The sequence below is a fragment of the Caballeronia sp. ATUFL_F1_KS39 genome (assembly GCF_023630985.1).
GTDB classification, from domain to species: Bacteria; Pseudomonadota; Gammaproteobacteria; order Burkholderiales; family Burkholderiaceae; genus Caballeronia; species Caballeronia zhejiangensis.
Map to the genome: position 1 here is coordinate 99466 of NZ_JALQDZ010000014.1, position 12065 is coordinate 111530.

Below are 12065 nucleotides of genomic sequence, written 5' to 3' on the forward strand. Positions count from 1 at the left end.
CGCTCCGTCTGTCTCGACGTTTCATTGATTAAGAGGATCAGGGTCATCACATGCTAAAAGTTACCAAAGCGGTTTTCCCCGTCGCAGGTCTGGGCACGCGGTTCCTTCCCGCGACCAAGGCCAGCCCGAAGGAAATGCTGCCTGTCGTCGACAAGCCGCTGATTCAGTACGCGGTCGAAGAAGCAATGGCGGCCGGCATTACCGAAATGATCTTCGTGACGGGACGCAGCAAGCGCGCCATCGAAGATCACTTCGACAAGTCCTATGAGATCGAAGCGGAACTCGAAGCGCGCGGCAAGGACAAGCTGCTCGAACTCGTGCGCAGCATCAAGCCGAGCCATGTCGACTGCTTCTACGTGCGTCAGGCCGAAGCGCTCGGTCTCGGCCACGCTGTGCTCTGCGCGGAGAAGCTCGTCGGCGACAATCCGTTCGCCGTGATCCTCGCGGACGACTTGCTGTACGGCAAGCCGCCCGTCATGTCGCAGATGATCGAAGTCTTCGATCACTATCACAGCTCGGTGATCGGCGTCGAAGAAATCCCGCCGGAGGATTCGAAGTCCTACGGCATCATCGACGGCAAGGAATGGGAAGACAACATCTTCAAGCTGTCGGGAATCGTCGAGAAGCCGGAACCCGCCGTGGCGCCGTCGAACCTGGGCGTAGTCGGCCGGTACGTGCTGAAGCCGCGCATCTTCGATCACATTCGCGCGCTGAAGCCGGGCGCGGGCGGAGAACTGCAACTGACGGACGCGATTCAATCGCTGCTGTCGGATGAGCAAGTGCTCGCGTACAAGTATCAGGGCACGCGCTTCGATTGCGGCAGCAAGCTCGGCTATCTGAAGGCGACGGTCGAGTTCGCGCTGCGTCATCCGGAAGTGAAGCAGGAATTCGAGGAATATCTGCGCAATCGCGCGCCGATTCTCGAAGACTGACTTTCTGGCCGGATCGGCTGAAAAAAATGCCCGTCACCTGCGTGACGGGCATTTTGCTTTTGGGCGTTTGCTTGTGCGTTCGTTGGCTTCAACGCCGGCGCATCAGGAAGATGAACGTCTTGTCCTGTGCGGTCGATTCGACGATCTCGTTGCCGGTCTGCTTCGCGAAGGCCGCGAAATCGCGTTGCGATCCCGGGTCGGTCGCGAGCACTTTCAAAATCTGACCGCTCGTCATGTCGGCGAGCGCCTTCTTTGCCCGCAAAATCGGCAACGGGCAGTTGAGCCCGCGCGCGTCGACTTCCTTGTGAACTTCCATCGCGATTGAACCTTTGTTTGCCGGTGAGGGGAGCGCTCGTGAAGGTTCGATTTTAACGCAGAGGTCAAAACTCCACCGCCCGCCCACTCTCATAAGCCTGCCGCATCGCAATACCAATGCGCGTCGCCTCTCTTGCATCGTCGAGCGTCAGCCCCGTCGGCTGCCCTTGCCGAAGCAACCCGACGAACGCCTGCGCCTCGCGCAAAAACGCATCCTCGAAGCGCTCGAAGAACGTCGGCGTGCAGGCATTGCGCACGCCCTGCGCATCCGCGATTTCCACGCGATTCGCCCGCGGATTGCGTCCCACCGACAGCGCGCCCGCCGTGCCGATCACTTCCGTCTGCGTGTCGTGCCCATGCGCCATCGTCCGCGACGCATACAGCACCGCGAGCCGTCCGTCATCGAACTCGATCGTGCCCACGCCATTGTCGATGTCATTGCACTCGCGCAAGCCTTCGTGAATCGCGATGGTTCCGCTCGCATACACGCGTTTCGCGCGCGGATTGCCGAGCAGCCAGCGCGCAAGATCGATGTCGTGCACGCTGCAATCGAGAAACAGCCCGCCCGATGTCGGCGCGAATCGCACGAAGAAGCCATCGGGATCGTTCTTGTCGCAGGTCTGCGAGCGCACCATGAACGGCCGGCCGATCGCGCCGCTCGCGACGCGATCGAACGCATCGCGATAGCTCGCATCGAAGCGCCGCACGAAGCCGATCATCACTTGCAGATGCGGATGCCGCGCGTGCTCTTCGATCACCGCGTCGCATTCGGCGAGATCGAGCGACAGCGGCTTCTCGCAGAACACATGCTTGCCCGCGCGCAACGCGGCGATGATCTGCCGCGCATGCAGCGACGTCGGCGTGACGAGCCACACGGCATCGACGGAGGCATCGGCGAGCAGTTCATCGTAATCCGCATAAAGCGACAACTCGGGAAGACTCGACGAAGCCCACTCGCGCTCGTTCACAACCGGACTGCACGCCGCGACGAGTTTCGCGCCCGGCACGCGCCACGCGAGATTCTCCGCATGCCGGCGCCCGAGCCGCCCCAGTCCGGCGATACCGAAGCGCACCGCGCTCATGCGACGTTCTCCCCGAGCTTGACGATGCGCTTCTCGCGCCACGACAAGGTCGCCGCTTCGGCGAGTTCCAGCGCCTTCAGGCCATCGGCGACGGTGGTTCGCACCGGTTTGCCGTTGCTGACCGCATCGAAGAAATGCGCGATTTCCGCCGCATACGCCGCGCGATAACGTTCGAGAAAGAACGCCTCGGGCTTGTCGCTCGACACCGACGCCGACGTGTACGCGGTGACTTCCGTCGGCCGCACATTGCCAGCCTGCAGCATGCCCGCGCTGCCGAGCAGCTCGAAGCGCTGATCGTAGCCATACGCCGCGCGCCGCGCCGTATTGATCTGGCACAGACGCCCGCGCTTCGTGCGGATCGTGACCGCGGTCGAATCGATATCGCCCGCTTCGGCGATGGCCGCATCGCTCAAGCAACTGCCCGTCGCGTGCAGCGTGTCGGCTTCGTCGTCGAGAATCCAGCGGAAGATGTCGAAGTCGTGAATCAGCATGTCCTTGAAGATGCCGCCCGAATGCAAGATGTACTCGACCGGCGGCGCGCCCGGATCGCGGCTCGTCACGATCAGCATTTCCGGATCGCCGATCTCGCCCCCGTCGATACGCGCCTTCAACGCCGAGAACGTCGGATCGAAGCGACGCTGAAAGCCGATCATGCAGACGACGCCCGCCTTCTCGACAGCATCGGCGCACGCGCGCGCACGCTCGGTCGTGAGATCGACGGGCTTCTCGCAGAACACATGCTTCTTCTGCGCCGCCGACGCCAGAATCAGATCCGCGTGCGTATCCGTGCTCGAACACACGACGGTCGCGCCGACGGAGGCATCGCCCATCGCGCCATCGACATCGGCGACGGTCGCGCCATGCGCTTTCGCGAGCGCGGCGGCCGCGTCGCGATTCACATCGACGACGTATTTCAGACGCACGCCCGGTTGCCGCGCGAGATTGGCCGCGTGAATCTTGCCGATGCGCCCCGCCCCAAACACCGCCACATCAATCGTCATAGCCACCTGTCTCCTTGGATTCCTCAACGTTCAACTCGAGCCGGTACGCGAGCGCGATGAACAACGCCTGGCACAGGCAAATGGTGCTCGTGAGCGAGCGAAACGCGAACGCGCTGCCCTCCTTCACGAACAGACTCGCGCTCGCGTGACGCGCGAGCGGCGAAAGCTGGCTATCGGTGATGACGAGCGTCGCCGCGCCGTGATGCTGCGCGGCGCGCACGCAATATTGCGTCTCCTTGCCGTAGGGCGCGAAGCTGATCGCGATCACCACGTCTCCCTTCTTCACGCTGCGCACCTGTTCGCGAAACATGCCGCCGAAGCCCGAGATCAAATGCACGCGCTTCTTCGTGTGCTGCAATGCATAGACGATGTAGCTCGCGACCGCGAACGACCGGCGCACGCCGATCACGTAGATGTTCTCCGCCTGCGAAAGCATCTCGACGGCGGCTTCGAACTGCGCGTCGTCGAGACCGGCTTCGAGCTCGTCGAGACCCGTGCGGCTCGCCGCGATGAACTCGCGCGCGACCGACACGCCGGACGCATCGCCCGCCTTCTCGTCGATGAGCTTGCGTATGCGCTGCTGATACGTCTGCTGCGAACCGCCCGCGCCCGTGTACGCCTGCCGGAACACGGCCTGCAAGTCGGAGAAACCGGAGAAACCGAAGCGCTGCGCAAACCGCACGACCGCCGACGCATGAACGCCGCACGCGTTGGCGATATCGCTCGTGCGATCCATCATCACGCTTGGCCGATGCTGCTCGATATACGTCGCGACGCTCTTCAACTGGCGCGGCAGCGAGTCGTAGGCGTCGGTGATCCGCTGCATCAGTTCGTCGACGCTTTGCACGTCGGTGCTGGTCTCATCCATCACAGGCTCTTTCGATGTTCGTCGTGAACCGATTATAGGAACACGGCAAGCAAATTGGAATGTATTTTCCATTTGCCGCACCAATGAAATTTCTATTGCAGGCCACCGAAAACTGACCTACTCTTGGTCCTGAGCACGGCACATCGAAGGGTCGGCTCGCGAAACATCACACCAAACAACAACCGAGATAGGTGGAGACAATGACCATTTGCAACGGTCGGGCCGCGCTGCGCGCGCTGGTGGCTGCTGCTGCGTTGTGCAGCGCATCGATGATGGCGGCGAGTCCCGCACACGCGGCGCCCGACGCGAAGTTCGTGCTGATCAGCCACGCGCCGGACTCGGATTCCTGGTGGAACACCATCAAGAACGCGATCAAGCAGGCCGACGAAGACTTCAACGTGCAGACGGACTACCGCAATCCGCCGAACGGCGACATCGCGGACATGTCGCGCCTGATCGAGCAGGCCGCCGCGCGCAACTACGATGGCGTCATCACGACCATCGCCGACTTCGATGTGCTGAAGAGCGCCATCAACAAGGTCACGGCGAAGAAGATTCCGCTCGTCACGATCAACTCGGGCACCGAGGAACAGAGCGCGCAACTGGGCGCGATCATGCACGTCGGCCAGCCGGAATATGTGGCGGGCAAGGCGGCCGGCGAGAAGGCGAAGGCCGCGGGCGTGAAGTCGTTCGTCTGCGTGAATCACATCGCGACGAACACGGTGTCGTTCGATCGCTGCAAGGGCTTCGCGGACGCACTCGGCATCGACTACAAGGCATCGACGATCGATTCGGGACAAGACCCGACCGAGATTCAGTCGAAGGTATCGGCGTATCTGCGCAATCATCCGGATACGGGCGCGATCCTCACGCTCGGACCGACGCCCGCATCCGCGACGCTCAAGGCCGTCACGCAAATGGGCCTGCAAAACAAGGTGTATTTCGTGACTTTCGACTTCTCGGACGACATCGCGAAGGCCATCAAGGACGGCACGATCAAGTTCGCGATCGATCAGCAGCCGTATCTGCAAGGCTATATCCCGGTGGCCGTGCTCGCGATCGTGAAGAAGGAACATACGACCGATCCGGCGAAGATCCGTCAGCTTCTCGAAGCCAATCCGAAGTTCAAGGCGCGCCTCGAAACCTACGGATTGCAGCCGTCGTACGGACCGAAGAACATTCGTTCGGGCCCGGGTTTCATCACCAAAGAAAATCTCGACAAGGTCGTGAAGTACGCGGGTCAATATCGTTGATCCCGGCGTGACCTGATTCGGGCGGCGCTTCGCGCACCGCCCGCTTTTATCGACGTTCAGCGCGCCTTGCTGCGTCCGTTCGCGGACGCGGCGGCGACGCGCGCATCGGTACCGCATCGACATCGAGTCTCAAGGAGCCATCATGGGCGTAGCCGGCAAACACTACCCTCCTCACGTGAACCGTCAGCAGGACAACGCTGAAACACCTGACCAGGCCAAGCCCTCGGATGAGCGCGTACGCCACACGTCGTGGTTCGGTCATTTGCTGAATCGCCCGGAGTTCGCGGCCATTTCCGGCACCGTGCTCGTCTTCATCGTGTTCGGCTTCGGCGCGGGATCGTCGGGCATGTTCAACCTCGACGGCGTGATGAACTGGTCGCAAGTGGCCGCCTATCTCGGCCTGCTCGCGGTCGGCGCGTGTCTGCTCATGATCGCGGGCGAGTTCGACTTGTCCATCGGCTCGATGATCGGCTTCGCGGGCATGATGGTCGCGTTGCCGGCGGTCTATTTTCATTGGCCGCTATCCCTTTCGATTCTCTTCGCGTTCGTCATGTCGATGCTGCTCGGCGCATTGAATGGCTATCTCGTCATGCGCACGCGCCTGCCGTCGTTCATCGTCACGCTCGCGTTCCTGTTCATTCTGCGCGGCCTCACGCTCGCGCTGTCGATCATGTTCGCGGACCGGACCATCATCTCGGGCGTCGGCGATCTCGCCCAGGCCGATCCCATCGCCGACACGCTCTTTCATGGCGTCGCGTTTCACGGCCTGTTCACCTGGCTCGCGCACATGGGCATCGGCAAGCTGCTCGACAGCGGCCAGCCGCTCGTGCCGGGCATTCCGAAAGTCATCATCTGGTGGCTCGCGCTCGCGGCGGTCGGCGCGTTCGTGCTCGCCAAGACGCGCTACGGCAACTGGATTCTCGCGGTCGGCGGCGATGCGAATGCCGCGAAGAACGTCGGCGTGCCGGTGAAGCGCGTGAAGATATCGCTCTTCGTGCTCACCGCGTTCTGCTCGTGCCTCTTCGCCGTGCTGCAAGTGTGCGATATCGGCTCGGCGGCGGCGGATCGCGGCTTGCAGAAGGAATTCGAAGCGATCATCGCGGCGGTCATCGGCGGCACCTTGCTGACGGGCGGTTACGGATCGGTCGTCGGCGCATGTTTCGGTGCCCTGATCTTCGGTGTCGTGCAGATCGGCATCACTTATACGAACGTGAGCTCGGACTGGTTCCGCGTGTTCCTTGGCGTGATGCTGCTCATCGCCGTGCTCTTCAATCACTACGTGCGCCGCCGCGTGTCCCAGGCTCAATGAGAGGAGCAACGAACATGCAAGACGACAACATCCTCGCGCTCGAAAACGTCAGCAAGTTCTTCGGCAAGGTGATCGCGCTGAACGGCGTCACGTTGCGGCTCAAACGCGGTGAAGTGCATTGTCTGCTCGGCGATAACGGCGCGGGCAAATCGACACTCATCAAGACGCTCGCAGGCGTGCATCAGCCCTCTTCCGGCGACTATCTCGTCGATGGCAACCCCGTGCATTTCGACTCGCCGAAAGAAGCGCTCGATCTCGGTATCGCGACTGTGTATCAGGATCTCGCGCTTGTGCCGTTGCTATCGGTGGCGCGCAACTTCTTCATGGGACGCGAGCCGCAAAAGAAGCGCTTCGGCATCAGCGTGATGGACCTCGATCTCGCCGCCGAAACGTCGCGCGCCAAGCTCGCCGAAATGGGCATCAATGTGCGCGATCCGCATCAGCCGATCGGCACGATGTCCGGCGGCGAGAAGCAATGTCTCGCGATTGCCCGCGCGATTCACTTCGGCGCGCGCGTGCTGATCCTCGACGAACCGACCGCCGCGCTCGGCGTGAAGCAGAGCTTCAATGTGTTGAAGCTCATCCACAAGGCGCGAGAAAAAGGCATCTCGGTGATCTTCATCACGCACAACGTTCACCATGCCTATCCGATCGGCGATTCGTTCACGCTGCTCAATCGCGGCCGCTCGATGGGCACGTTCACCAAGGACAACATCAGCAAGAACGAAGTGCTCGACATGATGGCGGGCGGCGCAGAAATGCAGCAGATGATGACCGAACTCGAAGGCGCGACGATCTGAGGACATTGAATCCATGCCAACGCAAAATCCCTCTCGCTTCGCGCCGGATCGCACGCGCGATATCGTGTGTCTCGGCCGCCTCGCCGTCGATCTCTATGCGCAAAATGTCGGCGCGCGGCTCGAAGATGTATCGACGTTCGCGAAGTATCTCGGCGGCTCGTCGGCGAACATCGCGTTCGGCTGCGCGCGGCTCGGGCTGAATGCGTCGATGCTCGCGCGCGTCGGCAACGATCACATGGGGCGCTTTCTCACGGAGACGCTCGAACGCGAAGGCTGCGATGTGAGTCACGTTCGCATCGATCGTGACCGGCTCACCGCGCTCGTGCTGCTCGGCCTCGAAGACCGCGACACGTTTCCGCTCGTGTTCTATCGCGAGAACTGCGCGGACATGGCCGTCGACGAACAGGATTTCGATGAAGCGTATATCGCGTCATCGAAGGCGCTGCTCATTACGGGCACGCACTTCTCGACGGAACAGGTGAACCGCACGAGCCGTCGCGCGCTCGACCACGCGCGAAGCAACGACGTTCGCACGATTCTCGACATCGACTATCGGCCTGTCTTGTGGGGTCTCACGGGCAAGGCGGATGGCGAGACGCGCTTCATCGCGAATGAAGGCGTCACTGCGCATTTGCAGCGCATTCTGCCGTTGATCGATCTCGTCATCGGCACGGAAGAAGAGTTTCGCATCGCGGGGGGCAAGGACCGTCTGATCGATGCGCTCGCGATGGTCCGCAAGGTCACGAGCGCGACGCTCGTCGTGAAGCGCGGGCCGCTCGGCTGTTCGATCATCGAAGGCGCGGTGCCGTCGTCCATCGACGATGCGCCGGTTCATGGCGGCGTCGAAGTGGAAGTGCTCAACGTGCTCGGCGCCGGCGACGCGTTCGCTTCAGGCTTCTTGTCGGGATGGCTGCGCGACGAGCCGCTCGAAGCCTGCGCGCGAACGGCCAATGCATGCGGCGCGCTCGTCGTGTCGCGTCACGGCTGCGCGCCCGCGATGCCCACGCCCGCCGAGCTCGATTACTTTCTCGCCGCGGCGAAGGAAGACCCCGCGCGCATGCGCCGCCCCGATCGCGATGCAAAGCTCGCGCGTCTGCATCGCGTGAGTCCGAAGCGCAAGCAATGGGACGAAGTGCTCGGCTTCGCGTTCGATCATCGCAATCAGTTCTTCGATCTCGCGCAGCAAACGGGCGCGAGCGAAGCGCGCATCTCGACGTTGAAAAACCTGTTCGTCGAAGCCGTTGCACAGACGGAGAAAGAACTCGCGCTCGAAGGACGCATTGGCGTGTTGATCGACGATCGCTACGGGCAAGATGCGTTGAACGCGGCGACGGGACGCGGCTGGTGGATCGGCCGGCCGGTCGAATTGCCCGGCTCGATGCCGCTCGAATTCGATCATGGCCGCTCCATCGGCACGACGCTCGCGCAGTGGCCGCGCGAGCAGGTCGCGAAGTGTCTCGTGCAATATCACCCCGATCATCCGCATGACGTGCGTCTCGAACAGGAAGCGCAGTTGCGCGCGCTCTACGATGCCGTTCAGGCAAGCGGCAACGAACTGCTGCTCGAAGTGATCGTGCCGAAGAACGGGCCACCGATTGAAGACGACACCGTGTATCGCGCGTTGAAGCGTCTTTATAACCTCGGCATCTATCCGGAATGGTGGAAGCTCGAACCGATGAGCGCGAAGCAATGGCAAGCCATCGATGCGCTGATCGCGCAGCGCGATCGGTATTGCCGTGGCGTCGTGCTGCTGGGCTTGTCGGCGGGCGTCGATCAGTTGCGTGAAGGCTTCGCAGCGGCGGCATCCTCGAAGACGTGCAAGGGCTTCACCGTCGGGCGCACGATTTTTCATGAGCCGAGTCATGCGTGGCTCGCCAATGAGATCGACGACCGCGAATTGATCGCGCGCGTGCGACGCACGTTCGAAGCGCTGATCGATGCATGGCGCGAGGCGCGTTCGTCTTCGGGCGCAGAACTTCGAGTGACACAGGAGCAAGCCGCATGAACCAGCGTGCAACGCAATCGGAGACTGCAGTGAGTTCGACCATTCGACTGACCGCCGCGCAAGCGCTCGTGCGCTATCTCGCGGCGCTTCGCACCGAACACGGCGAGCCGCTTTTCGGCGGCGTGTTCGCGATCTTCGGGCATGGCAATGTCGCGGGTATGGGCGAGGCGTTGTATCGGCATCGCGATGAATTGCCGACGTATCGCGCGCACAACGAGCAGGCGATGGCGCATGGCGCGATCGCGTATGCGAAGGCGCATATGCGGCGGCGCATGATGGCGGTGACGACGTCTATCGGTCCGGGCGCGACCAATCTCGTGACGGCGGCCGCGCTCGCGCATGTGAACCGCTTGCCGGTACTGCTGTTGCCGGGCGATATCTTCGTGTCGCGCGCGCCCGATCCGGTGTTGCAGCAAGTGGAGGATGGTCACGATGGCGGCGTCTCCGCTAACGATGCGTTGAAGGCGGTATCGCGTTACTTCGATCGCATCGTGCATCCCGCGCAATTGTTGAGCGCATTGCCGCGCGCGATACGCGTGCTCACCGATGCGGCGCAATGCGGCCCGGTCACGCTCGCGTTGCCGCAGGACGTGCAGGCGATGGCGTACGACTACCCTGCTTCGTTCTTCGAGCCGCGCGCCGTCGAGTTTCATGCGCCGGCACCGATTCCGCGCGAGATCGAACGCGCCGCCGCGATGCTGCGTGAAGCGCGCGAGCCGTTGATCGTATCGGGTGGCGGCGTGCTGTACGGACTCGCGACCGATGCGTTGCGCACGTTCGCGCACAGGCATGGCGTGCCCGTCGCGGAGACGCAGGCGGGCAAAGGCGCGCTGGCCTGGGACGATGCGTTGAACGTCGGCGGTATCGGCGTGACGGGCGGCACCGCTGCGAACGAACTCGCGCATGCGAGCGATTGCGTGCTTGCTATCGGCACGCGTCTACAGGATTTCACGACCGGATCGAACACGCTATTCACGCAGGCGCGGCTTGTCGCGGTCAATGCGAATCCGTTCGATGCGCTCAAGCAGAACGCGCTCGCCGTGCAGGCGGATGCGCGTGCCGCGCTGGAAGCGTTGTCCGAGGCGCTCGGCGACTGGCACGCATCGCCGCAATGGACGACGCGCGCGCATCGGCTTGCGAATGAATGGCGCGAGACCGTGGCGCATGTGACGAACACGCCCGTCGCGGATGGCAAGCTGCCGCGCGAAGCCGATGTGATCGGCGCGGTGCAGCGCTCGGACGATGCTTCTTCAGCCAACGATATCGTCGTGTGTGCTGCGGGCACTTTGCCCGCGGATTTGCAGAAGCTCTGGCGCACCAGCGCGCCGGGCGGTTATCACGTCGAATACGGCTATTCGTGCATGGGCTATGAAGTCGCGGGCGGACTGGGCGTGAAGCTCGCGCGGCCCGAGCGCGAAGTGATCGTGATTGTCGGCGACGGCTCGTATCTGATGATGAATAGCGAGCTCGCTACGTCGGTGATGCTCGGCGCGAAGTTGATCGTGGTGTTGCTCGACAATCGCGGATTCGGGTGCATCAATCGCTTGCAGCAGGCTTGTGGCGGGGCGCCGTTCAACAATCTCATCGATGATTGCAAGCAGGGCGCGCTTGGGGCGCCGGAGATCGATTTCGCGATGCATGCGCGGTCGCTCGGGGCTTTGGCGGAGCATGTTTCCAGCATCGATGAGCTTATCGTCGCGATGAAGCGCGCGCGGGCGGCGGATCGCAGTTATCTCATCTCTATCGATACGGATCCTTCGAGGACTACCGAGGAAGGTGGATGGTGGTGGGAAGTCGCCGTTCCTGAAGTGTCGGATCGCGCGGCTGTCGTCGTTGCGCGTGAGGCCTATGAGCAGGCCGTCAAAGCTCGTAGTGTTTGATTGAGCTTCTATGGAAGCCTGTGATCGCGTCGGTCTATTGGCGTTGCCCCTGTGCGGGGCGGCAGTCACTTTCTTTGCTGCTGCAAAGAAAGTAACCAAAGAAAGCAGCTCGTCACGGCCCGCGGTCACACGCAATTTGGGTAGTTCTCTCGTCCCAGGCGGCACTCGCCTAAAGAGTGCCCTCAAAGGACCAACCGGGCTTGGCTCGCGCACGGTCCGCCGCCCGAAAACGTTGAGCGCGCTGGTTCAGCACGAAACGGTATCGGCACAGCGCTGCGCGCTGCCGCCGGGTCTGCAAGGGAAACCCAAGGGCGGCGATTGCAGTGAGATGGAGACGTTAGTAGAGAAGCACGCGCGGACCCGCTTGACCGGTCGGCCGCGAAGCGGGCTGGAGCTATTTGGTGCTGAACCAGTTTGGTGTGTGGTGCGAGGTGGCAGACCGTGCGCGGGCCAAGCCCGATTAGGTGTTTGAGGGCACTCTTTAGGCAGCCCACGATCGACGAGAGGACTACCCAAATTGCGTGTGACCGCGGGCGTATCGGAAGCTGCTTTCTTTGGTTACTTGTATATTGAATCTGGCGTCCGGAAGCTGATCTCTCCCGTTCGCTCGAAGCGGTAGC

10 protein-coding genes are annotated in these 12065 nt (G+C 62.4%); 6 read left to right on the forward strand and 4 right to left on the reverse strand.

Annotated features, from left to right (window positions below; genetic code table 11):
• Positions 1 to 50: 50 nt before the first annotated feature.
• Positions 51 to 932, forward strand: a complete 882-nt coding sequence (galU, locus tag NCR93_RS09245) for a UTP--glucose-1-phosphate uridylyltransferase GalU (RefSeq protein WP_008341953.1) — start codon at positions 51 to 53, stop codon at positions 930 to 932.
• Between the two features lie 88 nt (positions 933 to 1020).
• Here galU and NCR93_RS09250 read toward each other — a convergent pair whose 3' ends face one another.
• The 4 genes from NCR93_RS09250 to NCR93_RS09265 form a co-directional block, all read right to left on the reverse strand.
• Positions 1021 to 1248 (reverse strand): sulfurtransferase TusA family protein, encoded by a 228-nt coding sequence (locus NCR93_RS09250; protein WP_008341954.1) that lies wholly within the window; start codon positions 1246 to 1248, stop codon positions 1021 to 1023.
• A gap of 64 nt (positions 1249 to 1312) precedes the next feature.
• Positions 1313 to 2329: a Gfo/Idh/MocA family protein gene (locus NCR93_RS09255; RefSeq protein ID WP_175982732.1), complete on the reverse strand. Its 1017-nt coding sequence runs from the start codon at positions 2327 to 2329 to the stop codon at positions 1313 to 1315.
• The gene (gene iolG / locus NCR93_RS09260) at positions 2326 to 3330 is read right to left on the reverse strand and encodes an inositol 2-dehydrogenase (protein WP_250532206.1); all 1005 of its coding nucleotides are present in this window, start codon (positions 3328 to 3330) and stop codon (positions 2326 to 2328) included. Before iolG ends, NCR93_RS09255 begins: the two co-directional genes overlap by 4 nt.
• Entirely contained in the window at positions 3320 to 4198 is an 879-nt protein-coding gene (locus NCR93_RS09265) for a MurR/RpiR family transcriptional regulator (protein WP_008341959.1), read from the reverse strand. Before NCR93_RS09265 ends, iolG begins: the two co-directional genes overlap by 11 nt.
• A 200-nt stretch (positions 4199 to 4398) precedes the next feature.
• Here NCR93_RS09265 and NCR93_RS09270 point away from each other — a divergent pair, with 200 nt between their 5' ends.
• The 5 genes from NCR93_RS09270 (at position 4399) to iolD (ending at position 11445) form a co-directional block, all read left to right on the forward strand.
• Entirely contained in the window at positions 4399 to 5451 is a 1053-nt protein-coding gene (locus tag NCR93_RS09270) for a sugar ABC transporter substrate-binding protein (RefSeq protein ID WP_008341961.1), read from the forward strand.
• A 142-nt stretch (positions 5452 to 5593) separates the two neighbouring features.
• On the forward strand, positions 5594 to 6760 hold the full coding sequence (locus NCR93_RS09275) for an ABC transporter permease (RefSeq protein WP_008341964.1): 1167 nt from the start codon (positions 5594 to 5596) through the stop codon (positions 6758 to 6760).
• A gap of 14 nt (positions 6761 to 6774) precedes the next feature.
• The gene (locus tag NCR93_RS09280) at positions 6775 to 7560 is read left to right on the forward strand and encodes an ATP-binding cassette domain-containing protein (protein WP_008341966.1); all 786 of its coding nucleotides are present in this window, start codon (positions 6775 to 6777) and stop codon (positions 7558 to 7560) included.
• 13 nt (positions 7561 to 7573) lie between these two features.
• Positions 7574 to 9565: a bifunctional 5-dehydro-2-deoxygluconokinase/5-dehydro-2-deoxyphosphogluconate aldolase gene (locus NCR93_RS09285; protein WP_175982733.1), complete on the forward strand. Its 1992-nt coding sequence runs from the start codon at positions 7574 to 7576 to the stop codon at positions 9563 to 9565.
• Positions 9562 to 11445, forward strand: a complete 1884-nt coding sequence (gene iolD, locus NCR93_RS09290; RefSeq protein WP_175982734.1) for a 3D-(3,5/4)-trihydroxycyclohexane-1,2-dione acylhydrolase (decyclizing) — start codon at positions 9562 to 9564, stop codon at positions 11443 to 11445. The genes NCR93_RS09285 and iolD overlap by 4 nt, the downstream gene beginning before the upstream one ends.
• The last annotated feature ends 620 nt before the right edge of the window (positions 11446 to 12065 follow it).

Bases quoted from the DNA above. Each gene is read 5' to 3' on its own strand.
- NCR93_RS09280 (WP_008341966.1), top strand. From the start codon at position 6,775: ATGCAAGACGACAACATCCTCGCGCTCGAAAACGTCAGCAAGTTCTTC.
- NCR93_RS09275 (WP_008341964.1), top strand. From the start codon at position 5,594: ATGGGCGTAGCCGGCAAACACTACCCTCCTCACGTGAACCGTCAGCAG.
- galU (WP_008341953.1), top strand. From the start codon at position 51: ATGCTAAAAGTTACCAAAGCGGTTTTCCCCGTCGCAGGTCTGGGCACG.
- iolG (WP_250532206.1), bottom strand. From the start codon at position 3,330: ATGACGATTGATGTGGCGGTGTTTGGGGCGGGGCGCATCGGCAAGATT.
- NCR93_RS09285 (WP_175982733.1), top strand. From the start codon at position 7,574: ATGCCAACGCAAAATCCCTCTCGCTTCGCGCCGGATCGCACGCGCGAT.
- NCR93_RS09250 (WP_008341954.1), bottom strand. From the start codon at position 1,248: ATGGAAGTTCACAAGGAAGTCGACGCGCGCGGGCTCAACTGCCCGTTG.
- iolD (WP_175982734.1), top strand. From the start codon at position 9,562: ATGAACCAGCGTGCAACGCAATCGGAGACTGCAGTGAGTTCGACCATT.
- NCR93_RS09265 (WP_008341959.1), bottom strand. From the start codon at position 4,198: ATGGATGAGACCAGCACCGACGTGCAAAGCGTCGACGAACTGATGCAG.
- NCR93_RS09270 (WP_008341961.1), top strand. From the start codon at position 4,399: ATGACCATTTGCAACGGTCGGGCCGCGCTGCGCGCGCTGGTGGCTGCT.
- NCR93_RS09255 (WP_175982732.1), bottom strand. From the start codon at position 2,329: ATGAGCGCGGTGCGCTTCGGTATCGCCGGACTGGGGCGGCTCGGGCGC.